This window comes from Variovorax pasteuri (assembly GCF_051216435.1).
Taxonomy (GTDB): Bacteria; Pseudomonadota; Gammaproteobacteria; order Burkholderiales; family Burkholderiaceae_C; genus Variovorax.
In genome coordinates, this window is sequence record NZ_JBPJZS010000002.1 from 1,262,623 (window position 1) to 1,282,952 (window position 20,330).

A 20,330-nucleotide genomic window follows, 5' to 3' on the forward strand; every position below is an offset into this window, starting at 1 on the left:
TGACCATTTAATGATCTGAGGTTTTATTGATATGGTCTCGCCCTGCCATCCCTCAAGGAGAAGAACATGCGCTTGAACCTGATTGCCGCGGCCGTCGCCGCGTCCACCCTGCTGCTGGGCACCGTCGCCCACGCCGACCAGCTGGCCGACATCAAGAAGAAGGGCGAGCTGGTCGTCGGCGTGCTCGGCACCGACGAGCCCGCGACCTTCGTCGACCCGAAGACGCGCCAGATCGTCGGCTACGAGGTCGACCTGGTGAACGCCATCGCCAGGAAGATCGGCGTGAAGCCGGTGCTCAAGCAGATTGCCGTGGCCGCGCGCATTCCCGAGCTGCAGCAGGGCCATGTGGACCTGGTGGCCGCCGGCCTCACGCACAACAAGGAGCGCGAGGCGCAGATCGACTTCTCGCTCACCACCTTCGTCACCGGCCAGAAGGCCATCGTGAAGAAGGACAGCGGCATCACCGAGGTGCCGCAGCTCGCGGGCAAGAAGGTGCTGACCATCCGCGGCGGCACGCAGGAGCCCAACATCCGCAAGGCGGTGCCCAACGTCGAGGTCGTGACCTTCGACACCAGCCAGCAGGCCTTCCAGGCGCTGCAGCAGGGCAAGGGCGTGGGCTACGTGGACGACGAGGCGGCGCTGCTGCGCAGCTACGCCAAGCTGGGCCCGCAGAAGGCGCAGTACGTGGTCCTCAAGCAGAACCTGAGCACCGAGGCGCTGGCCATCGGCATCAAGAAGGGCGAGAGCGGCCTGAAGGCGGTGGTGGACGACACGCTGCGCGAGCTCGAGAAGTCGGGTGAGGCGCAGAAGATCTTCGTGAAGTGGTACGGGCCGACGACGGCCTCGGGCTTCCAGACGCGCGACTTCAAGCTCGACAGCGACAAGATCGACTGACCCCCGGTCTTCGGTCTTTCTCCTTCCCCCGCTGGGGGAAGGCCGGGATGGGGGCACGCGGCCTCCATATAGGAGGCACCGCGCCGTAACAGCCGCCGCCGTGCCCCCGCCCCAACCCTCCCCCAGCGGGGGAGGGAGCGAATCCCCCACGCGGCAGTGATACTGTCGCCCCCCATGCCCCTGTTCGACTATTCCTTGCTGCTCACCGGCAAGTACCACGACATGCTGGTCGCGGGCCTGCTGCTGTCGCTGCAGCTGCTCGTGGCCGCGCTGGTGCTGGCCCTGCCCATCGCGCTGGTGGTGGCCATGCTGCGGCTGTCGCCCTTCGCGCCGCTGCGCTGGCTGGGCTTTGCCTACGTGGAGTCGATACGCAACATCCCGCTGCTCGCCCACATGCTGTTCTGGTATTTCGGTGCGCCCGAGCTGCTGCCTGAGGGCATCAAGCAATGGCTCTATGCGGGCCACATCGAGGCCTACAGCGCCATCATCGCGCTCGCGCTCTACACCGCGGCCTTCATGGCGGAAGACATACGCAGCGGCATCCGCGCGATTCCCACCGTGCAGTTCGAGGCGGGCCGCGCCATGGGCTTCAGCTACCTCGCCACCATGCGCCGCGTGGTGCTGCCGCAGGCGCTGCGCGTGACGGTGCCGCCACTCATTTCGCAGACACTGAGCCTGTGGAAGAACACCTCCATCGCCACCGTGATCGGCGTGGCCGAGCTGATGTACCAGGCCGGCCAGGTCGAGAGCGCGACCTTTCGCAGCTTCGAGTCCTTCGCGTTCGCGAGCGCGGCATACCTGACGGTGTCGCTGGTCATCACGGGGCTGGCCACGTGGTACCACCACCGCTTTCCGGTGAGGACGATATGACGGCGTTCGAGCGACGCCGGGCCGCCCCAAGGCGCGAGCGGCCCCCTCGGGGGGCAGCGAGCACACGCGGTGCCGAGCGTGGGGGCCATTGCCGATGATCGAAATCATCAACGACTACTGGGTGTACTTCCTCATCGGGCAGTACCCCAACGGCCCGCTCGGCGGGCTGGTGCTCACGCTGCTGCTGGCCTCGTGCGGCCTGGTGCTGGCACTGCCGCTGGGCATCTTGCTGGGCCTGGCGCGCGTGAGCCCGTGGCGCTGGCTGCGCTGGCCGGTCACCGGCTTCGTGTTCGTGGTGCGCGGGGTGCCGCTGCTGATGGTCATCTTCTGGGCCTACTTCTTCCTGCCCAGCGTCACCGGCGTGAAGACCGACCAGTTCACCACCATGCTGATCGCGCTGGTCATCTTCGATGCGGCCTACCTCGCGGAGATCGTGCGCGCCGGCATCCAGGGCCTGCCGCGCGGACAGATGGAAACCGCCCGTGCGCTGGGGCTGGGCTACGGCCGCGCGATGCGCCTGGTGGTGCTGCCGCAGGCGCTGCGCAGCATGCTGCCCTCGCTGGTGAACCAGTTCGTCTCGACCATCAAGGAGACCTCGCTGGGCTACATCATCGGACTGGCCGAGGTGTCGTTCATCGCCACGCAGATCAACACGCAGGTGTTCACCAAGCCGGCCCAGATCTACCTGATCCTGGGCGGCACGTACTTCATTCTTTGCTTCGGCCTGTCGCGCTTCGCCTACTGGCTGGAACGCCGGCTCGCGCGCCGCGGCATCTCCACCGCCACCGCCAAGGTGACCGCATGATCGAACTCGACAAAGTCAACAAGTGGTACGGCAGCTATCACGCCCTGGTCGATGTGACCGAGACCATCCACAAGGGCGAGGTGGTGGTCGTGTGCGGCCCCTCGGGCTCGGGCAAGTCGACGCTGATCCGCACCTTCAACCGGCTGGAGCCGATCCAGTCGGGCCGCATCGTGGTCGACGGCCAGGACATCCACGCGAGCGGCCTGGACGTGAACGCCTTCCGCTCGCGCATCGGCTTCGTGTTCCAGCAGTTCAACCTGTTCCCGCACCTCACGGTGCTGCAGAACTGCACGATGGCGCCGATGCAGCTGCGCGGCCTGTCGCGCCAGGAGGCCGACGAGCGCGCGATGGCGCTGCTGCACCGCGTGGGCCTGTCCAACAAGGCCGATGCGTGGCCGAGCGAACTCTCGGGCGGCCAGCAGCAGCGCGTGGCGATCGCCCGGGCGTTGGCCATGCAGCCGCCGCTGATGCTGTTCGACGAGCCCACCAGCGCGCTCGACCCCGAGATGGTCGGCGAGGTGCTGCTGGTGATGCGCGACCTCACGCGCGACGGCATGACCATGGTCTGCGTCACGCACGAGATGGGCTTCGCGCGCGAAGTGGCGGACCGCGTGCTGTTCATGGACGAAGGCAAGGTGCTGGAGCGCGCCACGCCCGACGACTTCTTCAACCGCCCGCAGCATCCGCGTGCGCAGCAGTTCCTGTCCGACATCCGCTCCCCTTTTGCACGCGACGCATGACGAACCTCGCATCCCTCCCCCTCATCGACGTGGCGCCCCTCGTGGCGGGCACGTCCGGCCGCGATGCGGTGGCCGCGCAGATCGGCGCGGCCTGCCGCGCGCACGGCTTCTTCTACGTGACGGGCCACGGCGTCGATGCGGCGCTGGTGCAGCGGCTCGAAGACCTGAGCCACCGCTTCTTCGCGCTGCCGGAGGACACCAAGATGCGGTGGCGCATGGCGCTGGGCGGTCGTGCGTGGCGTGGCTACTTTCCGCTCGGCGGCGAGCTGACCTCGGGCCGGCCCGACTGGAAGGAAGGCCTCTATCTCGGCACCGAGCTGCCCGCCACCCACCCGCTGGTGCTGGCGAAGACGCCGGTGCACGGGCCCAACCTGTTCCCCGACCTGCCGGACTTTCGCGAAACCATCCTCGACTACATGGCGGCGGTCACGCAACTGGGCCACCGTTTGATGGAAGGCATTGCGCTGAGCCTGGGCCTCCCTGCGGCCTACTTCTCCGAGCGCTACACGGCCGATCCGCTCATTCTTTTCCGGCTGTTCAACTACCCGACGCAGCCCGTGCCCGAAGGCCTCGACGTGCAATGGGGCGTGGGCGAGCACACCGACTACGGGCTGCTGACCGTGCTGCACCAGGACCACATCGGCGGCCTCGCGGCGCACACGCCGGACGGCTGGGTCGACGCGCCGCCCGTGCCAGGCTCGTTCGTCTGCAACATCGGCGACATGCTCGACCGCATGACCGGCGGGCTGTACAGATCGACGCCGCACCGGGTCAAGCGCAACACCTCGGGCCACGACCGGCTGTCGTTCCCGCTGTTCTTCGACCCGAACTTCGACGCGCGCGTGCAGCGCATCGAGGGCCTCGAAGGCGTCAAGGGGGCCCAGGCGCGCGACGACAGCGCCGAGCGCTGGGACCGCGCCAACGTGCACGCCTTCAGCGGGCGCTACGGCGACTACCTGCTCGCCAAGGTATCGAAGGTGTTTCCGCAGTTGCGCGACGAAGTGCTCTGAATCGCGCGGGTTGCGGCCGGCTTTTCAAGAAAGGCGCGTGCCGCACCTGATCACGGCAGCCTCGCCGCCTCCGCCGGAAACCAGCGAGGCAGGTGCGGCACCGCGTCGTTGAGCGACTCGAGCACATGGAACGCCCGCTCGACGATCGCCGCGGGCGGGTGCTTCAGGTCGGGCACCACGACCACGCGCAGGCCCGCGGCCAGCGCGGCCTTGGCGCCGTTCTCGCTGTCCTCGAAGGCAATGCATTCCGCCGGGTCCACGCCCAGGCGCTCGGCCGCGAGCAGGTAGAGCGCCGGATCGGGCTTGGCGCGCGCCACCTCGTCGCCGCCCGCAAAGGCCGAGAAATGGTGCAGCACGCCGAGACTGCCCAGGCAGGCCTCGATCTGCCCGCGGGTGGACGACGAGGCCACGGCGCAGCGCGTGCCACGCTGGCGCAACGCGCCCAGCAGCTCGGCCGCGCCGGGCTTGATGGGAAACAGCGGCGTGCCGTCCGAGCGCTCCAGCTGCAGGCGCTGGCGGACATGGTCGACGGCATGGCTGTAGGCCTCGGTGCCGCCCAGCAGCCCGGCCAGGATGAGCCGAGATTCCGACATCGCCAGCCCCACCACCTGCAGGTACTGGCTGTGCGAAAGCTCGATGTCGAGCGTGCGGGCGGCCTCGATCCAGGCGGCCATGATGGGGCGCTCGGAATCGATGAGCAGCCCGTCCATGTCGAAAATTGCAGCGGCGAACATCCGGTCATCCTCATGAAAAAGGGGCCGAAAGGCCCCTTTTGAAAGAAACGTGGCGGCAGTGCGGGCGGTCAGTCGCGCACCAGCGCCCGGTTCAGCCCCAGCGCCACCAGCGTGGCGACGGCGCCCGACAGCAGGTAGATGCTGACGTAGGCCAGCCCGAAGTGGGCCGACAGGCCCAGCGCGACCAGCGGTGCGAACGCCGCACCGACCAGCCAGGCCAGGTCGGCCGTGAGGGCCGCGCCGACGTAGCGGTACTTGGGTGCGAAGTTGGAAGTCACGGCGCCGGCCGCCTGGCCGTACGACAGGCCCAGCAGCACGAAGCCCAGCAGGATGAAGATGTCCTGGCCGACCCGGCCGCCGTCGAGCAGCGTGGGCGCAAAGCCGCTGAACGCGGCGATCACGGCAGCCAGGCCACCCAGCGTGAAGCGGCGGCCGATGCGGTCGGCCAGCAGGCCCGAGGCCACGATGCCGGCGGCGCACAGCACCGCGCCGATCATCTGCACCACCAGGAATTCGGAGACCGACTGGTCGGAGTACAGCGTGATCCACGACAGCGGGAACACGGTGATCAGGTGGAACAGCGCATAGCTGGCCAGCGCGGCGAAGGCGCCGATCAGCAGGTTGCTGCCCTGCGAGCGCACCAGCTCGACCACGCTGGTGGGCTGCAGTTCGCGCTCTTCGAGCAGGCGCGAATACTCTTCGGTGGCCACCAGGCGCAGGCGGGCGAACAGCGCCACCACGTTGATCGCGAAGGCCACGTAGAAGCTGTAGCGCCAGCCCCAGTCGAGGAAGTCCTCGCGCGGCAGGCTCGAATACAGGTAGGCGAACAGTGCGCTGGCAATGAAGAAGCCGATAGGCGCGCCCAGCTGGCCCAGCATGGCGTACCAGCCGCGGCGGTTGGCCGGTGCGTTCAGCGCCAGCAGCGACGGCAGGCCGTCCCACGAGCCGCCCAGCGCCAGGCCCTGGCCGAAGCGGAACACCGACAGCAGCACGATGGCCGTGAAGCCCAGGCTGGCATAGCCCGGCAGGAACGCGATGCCGGCGGTGGACGTGCCCAGCACGAACAGCGCCAGCGTCAGCTTGGCTTCCCGCCCGAATCGTCGCTGGATGGCCATCGAGATGACAGTTCCGAACGGACGCGCGATGAACGCGAAGGAAAAGATCAGGAAGGAGTACAGCACGCCTTCGAGGTGCTGCTCGAACGGAAAGAAGACCGCCGGAAACACCAGCACCGAGGCGATGCCGTAGACGAAGAAGTCGAAATATTCGGAGGCGCGGCCGATGATCACGCCGACGGCGATTTCGCCGGGGGCGATGTGCGAGTGGTCGTCACCCGGGCGGGCGTCGCGTTCAGGCGAGCTCGGCTGCGGATGGGCGCCTGGCGGAGTGATGCTGGACGTCGTCATTGCTTGCTGTATTTCGAATGTCGCCGGGGGGCGCGACACATAAGGATCATGGACAACCTGTAGCGTCTCACCGAAACACGTTTACCGCCATAGGACAAAACGTCCAATAGGCAAAACCCGTCTCACGGCGTAGATTGTGGGGTCATTTTGCGCCGACCCTGCACCTCTTTTCCCCACGGCATGCACATCCTAAAGAACCTTCGCCGATCACTCCTGCTGCTTCCAGTCGCCCTCCTGGCCGGCTGTAACACGGTGTTGATGAACCCCTCCGGCGACATCGCCCATCAGCAGGGACGACTCATCGTCGTCTCCACCGTGCTGATGCTGATCATCATCATCCCGGTGGTCGCCCTGACCATTCTTTTCGCCTGGCGATACCGCCAGTCGAACAAGGAGGCGGTCTACAGCCCCGACTGGGACCACTCCACCCAGCTCGAGCTGGCGATCTGGGCGGCGCCGCTGCTCATCATCATCGCGCTCGGCGCGATCACCTGGATCAGCACCCACACGCTGGACCCCTACCAGCCGCTGCGCCGCATCGACGCCCAGCGCGCCATTCCCGCGGACACGCAACCGCTGGTGGTCGAAGTGGTGGCGCTCGACTGGAAGTGGCTCTTCATCTACCCCGAGCAGGGCATTGCCACGGTGAACGAGCTGGCCGCCCCGGTGGACCGCCCGATCCTGTTCAAGATCACGGCCTCCTCGGTGATGAACTCCTTCTTCATTCCCGCGCTGGCCGGCCAGATCTACGCCATGCCCGGCATGGAGACCAAGCTGAACGCGGTCATCAACAAGCCGGGCGAGTTCGAAGGCTTCTCCGCCAACTACAGCGGCGCCGGCTTCTCGGGCATGCGCTTCAAGTTCCACGGCCTGAGCCACGGCGACTTCGACCAGTGGGTCGCCAAGGTCAGGACCGGCACCGAAGGCGAACTCAGCCGCGCGCTCTACCAGAAGCTCGAGGCGCCCAGCGAACGCGAGCCGGTGCGCCACTACGCGAGCGTCGCGCCCGACCTGTACGACGCCATCCTGAACCGCTGCGTCGACAGCAGCAAGATGTGCATGAAGCAGATGATGGCCATCGATGCCGACGGCGGACTGGGCAAGCCCGGCGCCTTCAACGTGGCCACCATGCAACCCTGGCAGCCCGACAACATCAATTCGCCGAAGCGTAAGTACGTCACGGCAATGTGCACTACCGAAGAATAACGATGCTCGAACACCTCGACCTCACGAAGCTGGTCTTCGGCCGCCTCTCCTGGGAGGCGATTCCCTTCCACGAGCCCATCCTGCTCGCAACCTTCGGCGGCGTGGTGCTGGGCGGCCTCGCCGTCCTCATCGCCCTGACGTACTTCAAGCTGTGGGGCCCCTTGTGGCGTGACTGGATCACCAGCATCGACCACAAGAAGATCGGCATCATGTACATCATCCTGGGCCTGGTGATGCTGCTGCGCGGCTTTGCCGACGCGCTGATGATGCGCGCCCAGCAGGCCATGGCCTTCGGCGACAACGCCGGCTTCCTGCCGCCGCACCACTACGACCAGGTCTTCACCGCCCACGGCGTGATCATGATCTTCTTCGTGGCGATGCCGCTGGTCACGGGCCTCATGAACTTCGTGGTGCCGCTGCAGATCGGCGCGCGCGACGTGGCCTTCCCGTTCCTGAACAACTTCAGCTTCTGGATGACCACCTTCGGCGCCGGCCTCGTGATGGCGTCGCTGTTCGTGGGCGAGTTCGCCAAGACCGGCTGGCTGGCATACCCGCCGCTGTCGGGCATCATCTTCAGCCCCGACGTGGGGGTCGACTACTACATATGGTCGTTGCAGATAGCGGGGGTAGGCACGTTGCTCTCGGGCGTGAACCTGCTGGCGACCATCGTGAAGATGCGCGCACCCGGCATGACCATGATGAAGATGCCCGTCTTCACCTGGACCGCCCTGTGCACCAACGTGCTGATCGTCGCCGCCTTCCCGGTGCTGACCGCCGTGCTGGCCCTGCTGTCGCTCGACCGCTACGTCGGCACCAACTTCTTCACGAACGACATGGGCGGCAACGCCATGATGTACGTGAACCTGATCTGGATCTGGGGCCACCCCGAGGTGTACATCCTGATCCTGCCGGCCTTCGGCATCTTCTCGGAAGTGGTCTCCACCTTCTCCGGCAAGCGCCTGTTCGGCTACGCCTCGATGGTGTACGCCACGGTGGTGATCACCATCCTGTCGTACCTCGTGTGGCTGCACCACTTCTTCACAATGGGCTCCGGCGCCAGCGTGAACTCGTTCTTCGGCATCACGACCATGATCATCTCGATCCCGACCGGGGCGAAGATCTTCAACTGGCTCTTCACCATGTACCGCGGCCGGATCCGTTTCGAGCTGCCCATGATGTGGACCATCGGCTTCATGATCACCTTCGTGTTCGGCGGCATGACCGGCGTGCTGCTGGCGGTACCCCCGGCCGACTTCGTGCTGCACAACAGCCTGTTCCTGATTGCCCACTTCCACAACGTGATCATCGGCGGCGTGCTGTTCGGCATGCTGGCGGGCATCACCTACTGGTTCCCGAAGGCCTTCGGCTACAAGCTCGACCCGTTCTGGGGCAAGTGCTCGTTCTGGTTCTGGATCGTCGGCTTCTGGACCGCCTTCATGCCGCTGTACGTGCTCGGCCTGATGGGCGTCACGCGCCGCATGAGCCACTTCCAGGACATGTCGCTGCAGATCTGGTTCCAGGTCGCCGCCTTCGGCGCCGTGCTGATCGCACTGGGCATTGCGTGCTTCATCATCCAGCTGGTGGTGAGCTACATCCGCCGCGATTCGCTGCGCGACACCACGGGCGACCCGTGGGACGGCCGCACGCTCGAATGGTCGACCTCGTCGCCCCCGCCGGCCTACAACTTCGCGTTCACCCCGCGCATCCATGACAACGACGCCTGGTCGGACATGAAGGCCCGCGGCTACCAGCGTGCACTGGACGGCTTCAGCCCGATCCACATGCCCAAGAACACGGCCGCCGGCTTCGTCATCGCCGCACTGAGCGCGGTGCTCGGCTTCGCCATGATCTGGCAGATGTGGCTGCTGGCCGGCGTGAGCTTCGTCGCCATGCTGGTCGCCATCATCGTCCACACCTTCAACTACAAGCGCGACTACCACATCCCCGCGGATGAAGTGGTTCGCACCGAAGACGCGCGCACGCGCCTCCTGGCTGCCCATGTCTAACAGCACCACCCTCCCCTCCAGCCACACGAACACCGTGGGCAACGCCTCGAGCGTGCCCACCTTCGAGCTGTTCAACGTCCGCAACGAAGACCACCATCCGGAGAACGGGACCCTGCTGGGGTTCTGGCTCTACCTGATGAGCGACTGCCTGATCTTCGCGTGCCTGTTCGCGGTGTACGGCGTGCTGGGCCGCAGCTACGCAGCCGGCCCCTCGGGCGCCGACCTGTTCGACCTGCCGCTGGTGGCGATCAACACCTCGCTGCTGCTGCTGTCGTCCATCACCTACGGCTTCGCCATGCTGCAGATGCAGCAGCGCCGCATGGGCGGCGTGCTGGTCTGGCTGGCCATCACCGGCCTGCTGGGCGCGGGCTTCATCGGCCTGGAGCTGTATGAATTCGCGCACCTGATCCACGAAGGCGCCGGCCCGCAGCGCAGCGCCTTCCTGTCGTCGTTCTTCGCGCTGGTGGGCACCCACGGCCTGCACGTGACCTTCGGCATCATCTGGCTCATCGTGCTGATGGTGCAGCTGCCCAAGCACGGCTTCACCGCCGCCAACCGCCGCCGCCTGATGTGCCTGTCGATGTTCTGGCACTTTCTGGACGTGGTCTGGATCGGCGTCTTCACCTTCGTGTACCTGATGGGATCGCTGCAATGAGCGCGCATATCGACAACGCCGGCCACGGCGCACATGGCCACGACGACCATGACGACGGCCCCGTGAGCCACAGCACCTTCAAGGGCTACATGACCGGCTTCGTGCTGGCCGTGATCCTGACCGCCATTCCGTTCTGGCTGGTGATGGCCAAGGTGTTCGACAAGCCCAACACCACCGCCCTGGTCATCCTGGCTTTCGCCGTGGTGCAGATCGTGGTGCACATGGTGTATTTCCTGCACATGGACGCCAAGTCCGAAGGCGGCTGGAACCTGCTGGCACTCATCTTCACCATCGTGGTCGTGGTCATCACGCTGGCCGGCTCGCTGTGGGTCATGTATCACATGAACACCAACATGATGCCGTCCATGCACGACATGAAGAACATGCCTTGACGGCGAGCGCAGTCCGCCACCACCGCTCAGCCGCCGCGCGGGTGGCGCTGGCGGCCTGCGCCGTCATCGCCTTCGCCGGGTTCTTCGCACTCGGCACCTGGCAAGTCGAGCGCCGCGCATGGAAGCTCGATCTCATCGCCCGCGTCGACCAGCGCGTGCACGCCCCGGCCTCCGCGGCCCCTGGGCAAGGCGAATGGTCCGCCATCAGCGCGGCCAACGACGAGTACCGGCACCTTCGCATCGCCGGCACCTTCCTCCATGACAAAGAGACCCTGGTGCAGGCCAGCACCCGGCTCGGCGCCGGCTTCTGGGTGCTCACCCCGCTGAAGGCCGCCGACGGCACCACGGTGCTGGTCAACCGCGGCTTCGTGCCACCCGAAGCGCGTGAACGCAAGGCGCGCACCGCCCCCGAGCCCCAGGGCGAGACCACCGTCAACGGCCTGCTGCGCCTCACCGAGCCGAACGGCGGCTTCCTGCGCAAGAACGACCCCGCGGCCGACCGCTGGTTCTCGCGCGACGTGCAGGCCATTGCCGCGGCGCGCGGCCTGACGAACGTGGCGCCCTACTTCATCGACGCCGAAGCGGCACCGGCGCAGGCAGCGCAGTCCACCGACACACCCGAATGGCCCGCCGGCGGCCTGACGGTCATCGCCTTTCCCAACAGCCACGCGGTCTATGCCTTCACCTGGTACGGCCTGGCGCTGATGGTGCTGGGCGCGGCGTGGTTCGTCTGGCGCGACGAGAAGCGCCGAGGGTCACCGGAGTGAGCCCCAAGGGTGCGGCGAAAATGCAGGCCATGCCGACGCCCACCCCACCCAAGATGTTCGCCACGACCGAGGCTGTCGCGGGCGAGCTGCCTGCCCCCCGCGTCGGGTTCTCGAACCTGGACAACGCCACCGGCCACCAGAACATGCTGCAGCTGATCCAGCTGCGCTGGTTCGCCGTGGTCGGGCAGGTGGTCACCATTTTGCTGGTGCACTACGGCTTCGCCATCCGGCTGCCGCTGGACCACATGCTGCAGGTGCTGACCTGCCTGGCGCTCTTCAACATGGTCAGCCTGTGGCGCTCGCGCAGCCCCCGGCGCGTGACCAACGGCGAACTGTTCCTGGCGCTGCTGATCGACGTGGCCACGCTCACGGCGCAGCTCTACCTGAGCGGCGGCGCGACCAACCCCTTCGTGTTTCTGTTCCTGCTGCAGGTGACGCTGGGCGCGGTGCTGCTCAAGCCCTGGTCAACCTGGACCATCGTGGTCATCACCAGCCTGTGCTTTGCGCTGCTGGCGCTGTTCTCGCGTCCGCTCGCGCTGCCGCTGGACCACGACCGCGGCCTGTGGAGCCCCTACATCCAGGGCATGCTGGTGTGCTTTGCGCTGAACGCGGCGCTGCTGGTGATCTTCATCACCCGCATCAGCCGCAACCTGCGCGCACGCGATGCGCGGCTGGCCGACATGCGCCAGCGCGCCTCGGAAGAAGAACACATCGTGCGCATGGGCCTGCTGGCCTCGGGCGCGGCGCATGAGCTGGGCACGCCGCTGGCCACGCTGGCGGTGATCCTGGGCGACTGGCGCCGGCTGCCGCACTTCAGCTCCGACCCCGAGCTGCTGACCGAGGTGGCCGAAATGGAACTGCAGATCCAGCGCTGCAAGAGCATCGTGAGCGGCATCCTGCTGTCGGCCGGCGAGGCGCGCGGCGAGTCGTCCGAGGAAACCACCGTCAGCACCTTCCTGGACGCCCTGGTCGCGGAATGGCGCACCACCCGCCCCATCGAGGACTTCGAGTACGACAACCGCTTTGGCCGCGACCTGCCCATGGTCTCCGACTCGGCGCTCAAGCAGATGATCTGCAACGTCCTCGACAATGCACTGGAAGCGTCGCCGCACTGGCTGCGCCTGGAAGCGGCGCACGACGCCGACACGCTGACCATCACCGTCACCGACGCGGGCCCCGGCTTCCTGCCGGCCATCCTGAAGGAGTTCGGCAAACCCTACCAGTCGAGCAAGGGCCGCCCCGGCGGCGGCCTGGGGCTGTTTCTGGTCGTCAACGTGGCGCGCACGGTGGGCGGACGCGTCGCGGCGCTCAACCGGCCCGAAGGCGGCGCCATCGTGAAGATCACGCTGCCGCTGGCGGCGATCGTGCTGGAAGAGGAAGAAGAGGAAGAGGAGGACGTCGCGTTCGTCGGGAACGACGCCCTCCCGCAGAGCGGAACCATCGAATCGGAAGGCCATGACAGACACCGAAGCTGAGCGCCAGTTGCTGATCGTCGAGGACGACGACGCTTTCGCGCGCGCGCTCGGCCGCTCGTTCGAGCGCCGCGGCTACGGCGTGGCGCAGGCGACCAACCTCGCGGAGGTCGAGTCCCTGCTGGCCGCCAGGTCGCCCGGCTTCGCGGTGGTCGACCTGAAGCTCAACGGCGAGGCCTCGGGCCTGGCCTGCGTGCAGATCCTGCACCGTCACAACCCCAAGATGCTGATCGTGGTGCTCACGGGCTTCGCCAGCATCGCCACCGCGGTGGAGGCCATCAAGCTGGGCGCCTGCCACTACCTGGCCAAGCCGTCGAACACCGACGACATCGAGGCCGCCTTCGGCCGTGCGGCCGGCACCACCGAGGTGGAGCTGACCAACCGCTCGACCTCGATCAAGACGCTCGAATGGGAGCGCATCCACGAAACGCTGGCCGAGACCGGCTTCAACATCTCGGAGACCGCGCGCAGGCTCGGCATGCACCGGCGCACGCTGGCGCGCAAGCTGGGCAAGCAGCAGGTCAAATAGGGCCGGGCCAAACCGGCACGGTGCGGTTCTTGCAAACCGGCTCCCCACATCCACCCCACGCGCATGAGGTATCGATGACAGCTCCTTCACAGACGCAACCCGCGGCACGCAGCACCCTCCTGGCGGCACGCGACCAGACGGCGATGGAAGAACTCTTCAACGCGCTGAGCCACGGCCTGGGCCTGGTGCTGGCCATTGCCTCGTTGCCGGTGCTGGTCTACAGCGCGGCGCAGAAGGGGCAGGCCGCGGGCGTGGTCGGCGCCTGCATGTTCGCGGGCACGGCGATCGTGCTGTACCTGGTTTCCACGCTGTACCACGCGCTGCCCATGGGCCGCGCCAAGGCCTGGTTCAACCGGCTGGACCACGCGGCCATCTACCTGTTCATCGCGGGCAGCTACATGCCCTTCCTGTTCGGCGTGCTGCGCGGGCCGCTGGGCTGGACGCTGTTCGGCGCCATTTGCGCGGCCGCGGTGCTGGGCGTGAGCGCCAAGCTGTTCAACCGGTTGCAGCATCCGCTGTGGTCGACCGGGCTGTACGTGGCCATGGGCTGGATGGCGCTGATGGCGGCCGTGCCGCTGTACGAGCGCATGTCGGCGGCGGGGCTGGGCTGGCTGGTGGCCGGCGGGCTCTTCTACACGGCGGGCGCCGTGGTGTTCCTGTTCGACAACAAGGTGCGCTTTGCGCATTCGGTGTGGCACCTGTTCGTGCTCGCGGGCAGCACCTGCCACTTCTTCGCCGTGCTCTGGCACGCGCACGGCTGAGCGCCTGCCTCGGCGCGCACGGCTGAGCCTGCGCCTCAGTAATGCGGCGGCAACTCGTCGCGAGGATTGCTCCCCGAGCCGTCCTGCATCGCGTTCTGGCTCTGCTCGCGCAGTTGCGCAACCTGCCGGATCAGCCGGTCGATCTGTTCCTGCTGGCGGTAGATCGTCATGTTCAGTTGCTCGAGCAGGTCGTCGGCGTAGCTGGCCTTGATTTCGAGCTCGGTCAGCCGCTCTGCGAGCGCGTTCGGTGAATGGTCCATGCCGCTATTGGACAGGAAGATCGAGTGCTTCCTTGTGACGCCCTGCCCTGCTCCCTACCCTTCCGGGGGAGGGCTGGGGTGGGGGCAAGCGGCATGTCAAACACCAGCGGCTTTTGCGAAGGCCGCGTGCCCCCATCCCAGCCTTCCCCCGTGAGGGGAAGGAGCAAGACGTCCCCTCAGCAAGCCGGCGACTTCAACGCCCCCGCCGCCTCTTGCGTCTGCGCCTCGCCGCGCAGGAACACGAACACCACCAGCGCCGTCAGCACCGTCACCCCCGCCAGCACGCACAGCAAGGTGCCGAACGCAGCGCCGTACGCCTGAAGCAGCACCGCGCGGTCGATGCCGGGCAGCAACGCCATCGCCTGCGACAGGTCGCCCGTCGTCATGCGCTGGGCCGCCTGCGACGCCCCGGCGTCATGGCCCAGGCGCCCCAGCTGCGCCGCCACCAGCGCCGCGAGCCCCGCCCCGACCAGCGCCAGCGCAATGCCCTCGCCCGCCACCCGCACCGTGTTGAAGATGCCCGACGCCATGCCCGCGCGCTCGCGCGGCACCACGCTCACGGCCAGCCCGTCCATCAGGCCCCAAGGCAGGCCGATGCCCGCGCCGATCAGCAGCAGCGCCCCGGCCAGTTCGTGCAGCGGCGCGCCCGGCGCGCAGCGGCTCAGCCAGACCAGCCCGGCCGCGCACACCAGCAGCCCGACCGCGGAAATCGCCCCGGCCGAGAACCGGTGCGCCAGCCACGCGGCCAGCGTCGGCACCACGAGGATCGGCCCCGACAGCGCGAACATGATGCTGCCCGCCTCCAGCGCGCTGCGCCCTTCCAGCCCGATGAAGCGGATCGGCAGCAGCACCAGCAGCACCACGAAGCCATAGGCCGGCGCCGCGGCCAGCAGCTGCACGCCGACGAAGCGCGGAAAGCGGAACAGCGTCAGGTCGAGCATCGGGTGCGCCACGCGCCGCTCGATGGCGATGAAGGCCGCACCCATCAGCGCCGCGCCCACCAGCGGGCCGACGACCCACGGGCTGCCCCAGCCGCTGTCGGGCGCCTGCAGCACGCCCAGCGTGAGCAGGCTCAGCGCGGCGGTGAAGGTGATGGTGCCCGGCAGGTCCAGGCCCATCGCGTGCGGATTGCGCGACTCGCGCATGCAGGCCGCGGCCATGCACAGCGCCACGAGGCTGACGGCCCCGGGGCCCAGCATCACGGCCTGCCAGCCGAGCGACACGGCCAGCCAGCCCGACAGCGCGGAGCCGCACGACAGCCCCACGCCGAACGCGGTGCCGATGAGGCTGAACGCCCGCATGCGCGCCGCGCCGTCGAACACCTGCGCCAGCGCGGCCGTGCCCGCCGCGAAGGCCGCGGCCGAGCCCAGCCCCTGCAGGGCGCGCGCGAGGTCGAAGGCCACGATGCCCGGCGCCAGCGTCAGCAGCGAACTGCCCAGCGCCATCACCGCGAGCCCCAGCAGGAACACCCGCTTGCGGCCGTACGCATCGGCCAGCGCGCCGGCGGCCATCAGCGTGGCGCCGAAGCTCAGCATGAAGGCATTGGTCACCCAGTTCAGCTGCACCGGGCTGCCGCCGAGCGCGGCATGCACGGCGGGCAGCACCACCGCCGGGCCGGTGAAGCTCAGCGGCATGCCCAGCGCGGCCAGGCAGACGGCGGCGAGCAGCCAGTTCTTGGAGGAGGACGACAGCATCGAAAAAGCGCCTTCGCGCAGAAAGAACAAGGAGGGGCAAAGATAAAAAGGATTCAATGGAATGAGAATGGCGCCTTTGATCCTCAGACCCCCAACCCAAGGTTGCCAATCCATGGACAGCTTCAGCGGACTCGAATCCTTCGTGCGCGCGGCAGACCTCCTGAGCTTCGCCAAGGCCGGCCGGCTGCTGGGCATCTCGGCCTCCGCCGTGGGCAAGAACGTCGCGCGGCTGGAACAACAGCTCGGCGTGCGCCTGTTCAACCGCACCACGCGCCACACGCGGCTCACGCAGGAAGGCGCGATGTTCCACGAGCGCTGCCGCCGCATCCTCGACGAACTGGACGACGCGCGCGCCATGATGCAGGACGCCGTGGCCGCGCCGCGTGGCCGCCTGCGCGTGAGCCTGCCGACCATCGGCTACCGCTTTTTGCTGCCGGTGCTGCCGGCCTTCAAGGCGCGCTTTCCCGAGATCGAACTCGACCTCGACTTCAACGACCGGCTGGTCGACGTGATCGCCGAAGGCGTGGACGTGGCGATACGCAGCGGCGAGCTGGTCGATTCGCAGCTGGTCGCGCGCCGGCTCGGCCCGTTCCATTTCGTGCTGGCGGCGTCGCCCGCCTACCTGGCGCGCCACGGCGTGCCGCAGGTGCCGGCCGACCTCGCGCAGCACGACTGCCTGCGCTACAAATTCGTCACCGGCGGCAAGGTCGAGGAATGGGACCTGCCCGGCCTGCCCGAACAGCTGCCGCCGGGCCTGCTGTGCAACAACATGGAGGCCATGCTGGGCGCGGCCATCGCGGGCCTCGGCGTGGCCTACATGCCCGACTTCCTGGCGCGCGATGCGCTGCGCCGTGGCGAACTCCAGCGTGTGCTGACCACGCACCTGGTGCGCCAGGGCCAGTTCTCGGCGCTGTGGCCGTCGAGCCGGCAGCTCTCGCCCAAGGTGCGCGCGTTCGTGGATTTCGCGGGCGAGCACATGTTCAAGCCAACCGGCGACGCCACCGGCATTGAGAACTAAGGCTTAAAGTTTCCGGCGGCCGTGCCGATAACACGGAGATGCCTTCCTCCCACGCCTTCCCGGACTCGCAGGCGTTCACGGCCGGCGGCCTCGCGCTGTCCGAACTCATCGGGCCCCTGAGCCACGCGCTGGACCTCACCTCGGGCCAGCCGAGGGGGCATTGCGTGCGCGCCTGCTGGATCGGCATGAACATCGGGCGGCAGATCGGCCTGGACGAGGCGTCGTTGCGCGACCTGTACTACACCGTGCTTCTCAAGGACCTGGGCTGCAGCAGCAATGCAGCGCGCATTTCCGAGCTGTACATGACCGACGACCTGCGCTTCAAGCGCGAGTTCAAGGAGGTCGGCGACAGCTGGCCGCGCATGCTGCGCTTCGTGTTCAGGCACACCGGCTCGAAGGCCTGCCTGCCGGCCCGGCTGCGCGGGCTGCTGCACGTGCTGCGCAACGGCCCGCTGATTGCGGACGAGCTCATTCGCACCCGGTGCACGCGCGGCGCGGGCATCGCCCGGCGGTTGCGCTTCGGCGAGCCGGTGGCGCAAGGCATCGCAAGCCTGGACGAACACTGGGACGGCAGCGGACACCCGCAACAACTCAAGGGCGATGCCATTCCGCTGCATGCGCGCATCGCGTTGCTGTCGCAGGCGGTGGAGGTGCTCCATGGCGCGGGGCACGCTCCCCTGGCCATTCATGAAGTGCGCCGCCGCGCGGGCACCTGGTTCGACCCGTCGCTGGTGGCGGCGTTCGACCACGTCGCGCTCGACCCCCTGTTCTGGCACCGCCTGGCTTCGCCGGCTTTGGAGGCCCGCGTGTTCGCGATGGAACCGGCCAGGGGCCGGGTCGCGCTGGACGACGGCTATCTCGATGACATCGCCGAAGCCTTCGGCGAGGTGGTGGACGGCAAGAGCCCGTTCATGGCCGGCCACAGCGCGCGCGTGGCCGCCAGCGTGGACAGCATCGCCCAACAATTCGGCCTTGCGCCCGCGCGCCGGCGCTGGCTGCGCCGCGGCGCCCTGCTGCACGACGTCGGCAAGCTGGGTGTGAGCAACGCGGTGCTCGACAAGCCCGGCAAGCTGGACCGCGCCGAATGGGACGCCGTGCGGCGGCATGCGCAGCACACCGAAACGATCCTGTCGCGCATCGGTGCCTTCGGCGACCTCGGACGCATCGCCGCAGCCCACCACGAGCGGCTCGACGGCACGGGCTATCCACGCGGGCTGAAGGCGGAACAGATCCCGCTGGAGACACGCATCATCACGACCGCGGACATCTTCGATGCGCTCTGCGCCACGCGCCCCTACCGCGCTGCGGTTCCGCTCGCCGGAGCGCTCACGGTGATGGCCGCGAGCGTCGGCACCGCCATCGACCCGGCCTGCTTCGAGGCACTGAAGCGGGTGGTCGGGTGAGCTTTGAACGATGGGCTGCCGCGCAATTCGCGGTCGAGGCCTCGCTCACCCAGAACATGCGCCTGGGCGCGGTGAACCAGGCCATGGCGCGGCTGGAAGCGGCGGACAGCCGGGCCTGAACGCTCAGGCCCTGGCGCGGCGGATCAGGCCGGCTCTGCGATCGCCGCCGGGGCGGGTGCAGGAACAGCCGCCGGCGCAGTGGCGGGCACGGCCACCGGCGCAGCCTCGGCCGCCATCCGGCTCAACGCCAGCGCGGCCGTCAGCGCAAACCGCGTGCGCGCATCGCCCTCGGCCCCATTGCTCACCGTGGTGCCGGCGCGCTCGCTCCTGCTGGCCGTGCGCACCGCGTCGGGCCGGTGCACGGGCACCATGAACGGCGAGTGCGTGGTGTAAAGGATCTGGCTGCCGAAGTCCTTCTCGAAGTGCGCCAGCAGGTCGGCCTGAGAGTGGGCGTGCAGGTGCAGCCCGGGCTCGTCCAGCAGCAGCACGGCGTCCTGCGCCCGGCCGCCCTGGGTGTCGGCGAAGAACGCGACGTAGAACGAGAAGAACCACTGGAAGCCACGGCTGCGCTCATCGAGGTTCACCTCCACCTCGTAGGCGTCGCCCGGGTCGGACACCAGCGTGTCCAGGTGCTGCCCGTCGAGGTTGAAGCGCACCTTCAACGCCCGGTCCCTCCACAGCCGGCGGATCTCGGCCGTCACCACCGCGCCGGCGCGGTTGGCCAGCTGGTTGCGCGTGGCCAGGTCGTTCTTCTCGAGCAGGTCCTGCAGCCGTTGCGGGTCCAGCCCCGCCACCTTGCACAGCTGGCCGAAGCTGCGTTGCGCGGGCGTGAGCTGGCCCCAGCCCTGGCGCCCCAGGTACTCGGCGATGTTCTGGCGCCCGGGCAGCGCCGGGTACTCGTCGACGTAGACGAAGCGCGGCAGCTTCTCCAGCACCCAGGCCTGCGCCCTGGCCAGCGCCGGTGCGTCGTTGGCGATGGCCAGGGCCATGTCTTCCAGCTCGGCCAGCATCTGGTCCTGCTTGTCGCTGAGCTCGGCGCCCGCCGCGGCCAGCGCACGGCGCAATGCCTGCACCGCCGCGACCGCACCGGCGGACCACCGGATGTAGTCGGGGCTCATGATCATCACGGCGTCGAAGGTGTCGGCCGCCTGCTCCAGTGCGGCCTTCGCCTCTTCCGCGACCTTCTCGGCGGCGGCCTTCACGGCCGGCACGATCTTGCGCACCTTGCCCTTGATGTCGCTCACGTCGAGCGACAGCGCCGCGAGCCCTTCGAGCCCGGCCGAGCGCGCCGCGCCGTAGCCACGGCTCGCGGTGACGTGGCGCACACCGGCCGCGCGCGGAAGCATGTCGGCCAGCGCGGCCTGCTCGCTGTCGTCCAGCGCCCAGCGCGTGAAGACGACCGGCGTGTCGCCGGTGCACTCGTCCAGGCGCCGGTGGCGCGGAAAGTCCTTGATGGGGCTCAGCTCGGCCAGGCCCTCGGCCGGGTTCAGGCTGTGCAGTGCGCGCAGCAGGTTCGACTTGCCGCTGTCATTTCGACCGAGGATCGCCGTGATCTGCGAGGAATCGATGAGGCCGCTGTCGTGGATCGAGCGAAAGTTGGTGATCTGGAATGACGCCAAGCGCATGCAGGGGTTCTCTTCTGAATTGAATACGGGGTCGGGGAATGTATTGCATCCCCGACCCCGCAGCCTCGACCCCAGAAGAAAAA

Annotated in this window: 21 protein-coding genes; 16 read left to right on the forward strand and 5 right to left on the reverse strand. The window is 68.0% G+C overall.

From position 1 onward, the window contains the following. Positions 1–66 precede the first annotated feature (66 nt). The 5 genes from ACSFBM_RS13025 to ACSFBM_RS13045 all read left to right on the forward strand — a co-directional run bounded on the left by ACSFBM_RS13025 (position 67) and on the right by ACSFBM_RS13045 (position 4,319). The gene (locus ACSFBM_RS13025) at positions 67–894 is read left to right on the forward strand and encodes an ABC transporter substrate-binding protein (protein ID WP_435484700.1); all 828 of its coding nucleotides are present in this window, start codon (positions 67–69) and stop codon (positions 892–894) included. 174 nt (positions 895–1,068) lie between these two features. Continuing rightward, on the forward strand, positions 1,069–1,764 hold the full coding sequence (locus ACSFBM_RS13030; protein WP_435484701.1) for an amino acid ABC transporter permease: 696 nt from the start codon (positions 1,069–1,071) through the stop codon (positions 1,762–1,764). 94 nt (positions 1,765–1,858) lie between these two features. Then, positions 1,859–2,569: an amino acid ABC transporter permease gene (locus ACSFBM_RS13035; RefSeq protein WP_435484702.1), complete on the forward strand. Its 711-nt coding sequence runs from the start codon at positions 1,859–1,861 to the stop codon at positions 2,567–2,569. Next, positions 2,566–3,309 (forward strand): amino acid ABC transporter ATP-binding protein, encoded by a 744-nt coding sequence (locus ACSFBM_RS13040; protein WP_435484703.1) that lies wholly within the window; start codon positions 2,566–2,568, stop codon positions 3,307–3,309. The genes ACSFBM_RS13035 and ACSFBM_RS13040 overlap by 4 nt, the downstream gene beginning before the upstream one ends. Continuing rightward, positions 3,306–4,319, forward strand: coding sequence for an isopenicillin N synthase family dioxygenase (locus tag ACSFBM_RS13045; RefSeq protein WP_435484704.1), 1,014 nt, complete (start codon positions 3,306–3,308; stop codon positions 4,317–4,319). Before ACSFBM_RS13040 ends, ACSFBM_RS13045 begins: the two co-directional genes overlap by 4 nt. A 50-nt stretch (positions 4,320–4,369) precedes the next feature. Here ACSFBM_RS13045 and ACSFBM_RS13050 read toward each other — a convergent pair whose 3' ends face one another. Together ACSFBM_RS13050 and ACSFBM_RS13055 are read right to left on the reverse strand one after the other, a co-directional pair. Next, on the reverse strand, positions 4,370–5,053 hold the full coding sequence (locus ACSFBM_RS13050) for an HAD family hydrolase (protein WP_435484705.1): 684 nt from the start codon (positions 5,051–5,053) through the stop codon (positions 4,370–4,372). A gap of 68 nt (positions 5,054–5,121) precedes the next feature. Next, entirely contained in the window at positions 5,122–6,459 is a 1,338-nt protein-coding gene (locus tag ACSFBM_RS13055) for an MFS transporter (protein WP_435436124.1), read from the reverse strand. A 180-nt stretch (positions 6,460–6,639) separates the two neighbouring features. Here ACSFBM_RS13055 and cyoA point away from each other — a divergent pair, with 180 nt between their 5' ends. The 8 genes from cyoA (at position 6,640) to trhA (ending at position 14,247) form a co-directional block, all read left to right on the forward strand. Then, entirely contained in the window at positions 6,640–7,665 is a 1,026-nt protein-coding gene (cyoA, locus tag ACSFBM_RS13060) for a ubiquinol oxidase subunit II (protein WP_435484706.1), read from the forward strand. Between the two features lie 2 nt (positions 7,666–7,667). Then, the gene (gene cyoB / locus ACSFBM_RS13065; RefSeq protein WP_435484707.1) at positions 7,668–9,671 is read left to right on the forward strand and encodes a cytochrome o ubiquinol oxidase subunit I; all 2,004 of its coding nucleotides are present in this window, start codon (positions 7,668–7,670) and stop codon (positions 9,669–9,671) included. Further along, positions 9,664–10,326 carry a cytochrome o ubiquinol oxidase subunit III gene (gene cyoC, locus ACSFBM_RS13070; protein ID WP_435484708.1) on the forward strand — a complete coding sequence of 221 codons (663 nt, stop codon included), beginning with the start codon at positions 9,664–9,666 and terminating at the stop codon, positions 10,324–10,326. Before cyoB ends, cyoC begins: the two co-directional genes overlap by 8 nt. Continuing rightward, complete coding sequence (cyoD, locus tag ACSFBM_RS13075; RefSeq protein ID WP_435484709.1) at positions 10,323–10,718, forward strand: cytochrome o ubiquinol oxidase subunit IV; 396 nt, start codon at positions 10,323–10,325, stop codon at positions 10,716–10,718. Before cyoC ends, cyoD begins: the two co-directional genes overlap by 4 nt. Next, positions 10,715–11,485 carry an SURF1 family protein gene (locus ACSFBM_RS13080; protein WP_435484710.1) on the forward strand — a complete coding sequence of 257 codons (771 nt, stop codon included), beginning with the start codon at positions 10,715–10,717 and terminating at the stop codon, positions 11,483–11,485. The genes cyoD and ACSFBM_RS13080 overlap by 4 nt, the downstream gene beginning before the upstream one ends. 29 nt (positions 11,486–11,514) lie before the next feature. Then, the gene (locus tag ACSFBM_RS13085) at positions 11,515–12,960 is read left to right on the forward strand and encodes an ATP-binding protein (RefSeq protein ID WP_435484711.1); all 1,446 of its coding nucleotides are present in this window, start codon (positions 11,515–11,517) and stop codon (positions 12,958–12,960) included. Then, positions 12,941–13,486, forward strand: coding sequence for a response regulator transcription factor (locus ACSFBM_RS13090; RefSeq protein WP_435484712.1), 546 nt, complete (start codon positions 12,941–12,943; stop codon positions 13,484–13,486). Before ACSFBM_RS13085 ends, ACSFBM_RS13090 begins: the two co-directional genes overlap by 20 nt. A 74-nt stretch (positions 13,487–13,560) precedes the next feature. After that, the gene (gene trhA / locus ACSFBM_RS13095; protein ID WP_435484713.1) at positions 13,561–14,247 is read left to right on the forward strand and encodes a PAQR family membrane homeostasis protein TrhA; all 687 of its coding nucleotides are present in this window, start codon (positions 13,561–13,563) and stop codon (positions 14,245–14,247) included. 35 nt (positions 14,248–14,282) lie between these two features. Here the strand turns inward: trhA and ACSFBM_RS13100 are convergent, their stop codons facing one another. Beyond that, entirely contained in the window at positions 14,283–14,507 is a 225-nt protein-coding gene (locus ACSFBM_RS13100) for a SlyX family protein (protein ID WP_435436115.1), read from the reverse strand. Positions 14,508–14,683: 176 nt separating this feature from the next. Continuing rightward, positions 14,684–16,201, reverse strand: a complete 1,518-nt coding sequence (locus tag ACSFBM_RS13105; RefSeq protein WP_435484714.1) for an MFS transporter — start codon at positions 16,199–16,201, stop codon at positions 14,684–14,686. Between the two features lie 112 nt (positions 16,202–16,313). Here ACSFBM_RS13105 and ACSFBM_RS13110 point away from each other — a divergent pair, with 112 nt between their 5' ends. Genes ACSFBM_RS13110 through ACSFBM_RS13120 form a run of 3 tightly spaced genes read left to right on the forward strand, consistent with a single transcriptional unit; the run spans position 16,314 to position 18,741 of the window. Further along, positions 16,314–17,219, forward strand: a complete 906-nt coding sequence (locus ACSFBM_RS13110; RefSeq protein WP_435484715.1) for a LysR family transcriptional regulator — start codon at positions 16,314–16,316, stop codon at positions 17,217–17,219. Between the two features lie 38 nt (positions 17,220–17,257). After that, positions 17,258–18,622 (forward strand): HD-GYP domain-containing protein, encoded by a 1,365-nt coding sequence (locus ACSFBM_RS13115; protein ID WP_435484716.1) that lies wholly within the window; start codon positions 17,258–17,260, stop codon positions 18,620–18,622. Beyond that, positions 18,619–18,741, forward strand: a complete 123-nt coding sequence (locus ACSFBM_RS13120; RefSeq protein ID WP_435484717.1) for a hypothetical protein — start codon at positions 18,619–18,621, stop codon at positions 18,739–18,741. The genes ACSFBM_RS13115 and ACSFBM_RS13120 overlap by 4 nt, the downstream gene beginning before the upstream one ends. A gap of 24 nt (positions 18,742–18,765) precedes the next feature. Here ACSFBM_RS13120 and ACSFBM_RS13125 read toward each other — a convergent pair whose 3' ends face one another. Beyond that, on the reverse strand, positions 18,766–20,247 hold the full coding sequence (locus ACSFBM_RS13125; protein WP_435484718.1) for an ATP-dependent nuclease: 1,482 nt from the start codon (positions 20,245–20,247) through the stop codon (positions 18,766–18,768). Positions 20,248–20,330: the final 83 nt, after the last annotated feature.

What these genes read in the sequence shown, in the direction of transcription:
- ACSFBM_RS13045 (WP_435484704.1), top strand. Translation starts at nt 3,306, where the DNA reads ATGACGAACCTCGCATCCCTCCCCCTCATCGACGTGGCGCCCCTCGTG.
- ACSFBM_RS13040 (WP_435484703.1), top strand. Translation starts at nt 2,566, where the DNA reads ATGATCGAACTCGACAAAGTCAACAAGTGGTACGGCAGCTATCACGCC.
- ACSFBM_RS13125 (WP_435484718.1), bottom strand. Translation starts at nt 20,247, where the DNA reads ATGCGCTTGGCGTCATTCCAGATCACCAACTTTCGCTCGATCCACGAC.
- ACSFBM_RS13105 (WP_435484714.1), bottom strand. Translation starts at nt 16,201, where the DNA reads ATGCTGTCGTCCTCCTCCAAGAACTGGCTGCTCGCCGCCGTCTGCCTG.
- ACSFBM_RS13100 (WP_435436115.1), bottom strand. Translation starts at nt 14,507, where the DNA reads ATGGACCATTCACCGAACGCGCTCGCAGAGCGGCTGACCGAGCTCGAA.
- ACSFBM_RS13025 (WP_435484700.1), top strand. Translation starts at nt 67, where the DNA reads ATGCGCTTGAACCTGATTGCCGCGGCCGTCGCCGCGTCCACCCTGCTG.
- ACSFBM_RS13085 (WP_435484711.1), top strand. Translation starts at nt 11,515, where the DNA reads ATGCCGACGCCCACCCCACCCAAGATGTTCGCCACGACCGAGGCTGTC.
- ACSFBM_RS13055 (WP_435436124.1), bottom strand. Translation starts at nt 6,459, where the DNA reads ATGACGACGTCCAGCATCACTCCGCCAGGCGCCCATCCGCAGCCGAGC.
- ACSFBM_RS13035 (WP_435484702.1), top strand. Translation starts at nt 1,859, where the DNA reads ATGATCGAAATCATCAACGACTACTGGGTGTACTTCCTCATCGGGCAG.
- cyoD (WP_435484709.1), top strand. Translation starts at nt 10,323, where the DNA reads ATGAGCGCGCATATCGACAACGCCGGCCACGGCGCACATGGCCACGAC.
- trhA (WP_435484713.1), top strand. Translation starts at nt 13,561, where the DNA reads ATGACAGCTCCTTCACAGACGCAACCCGCGGCACGCAGCACCCTCCTG.
- cyoB (WP_435484707.1), top strand. Translation starts at nt 7,668, where the DNA reads ATGCTCGAACACCTCGACCTCACGAAGCTGGTCTTCGGCCGCCTCTCC.
- cyoA (WP_435484706.1), top strand. Translation starts at nt 6,640, where the DNA reads ATGCACATCCTAAAGAACCTTCGCCGATCACTCCTGCTGCTTCCAGTC.
- ACSFBM_RS13110 (WP_435484715.1), top strand. Translation starts at nt 16,314, where the DNA reads ATGGACAGCTTCAGCGGACTCGAATCCTTCGTGCGCGCGGCAGACCTC.
- cyoC (WP_435484708.1), top strand. Translation starts at nt 9,664, where the DNA reads ATGTCTAACAGCACCACCCTCCCCTCCAGCCACACGAACACCGTGGGC.
- ACSFBM_RS13090 (WP_435484712.1), top strand. Translation starts at nt 12,941, where the DNA reads ATGACAGACACCGAAGCTGAGCGCCAGTTGCTGATCGTCGAGGACGAC.
- ACSFBM_RS13030 (WP_435484701.1), top strand. Translation starts at nt 1,069, where the DNA reads ATGCCCCTGTTCGACTATTCCTTGCTGCTCACCGGCAAGTACCACGAC.
- ACSFBM_RS13115 (WP_435484716.1), top strand. Translation starts at nt 17,258, where the DNA reads ATGCCTTCCTCCCACGCCTTCCCGGACTCGCAGGCGTTCACGGCCGGC.
- ACSFBM_RS13050 (WP_435484705.1), bottom strand. Translation starts at nt 5,053, where the DNA reads ATGTTCGCCGCTGCAATTTTCGACATGGACGGGCTGCTCATCGATTCC.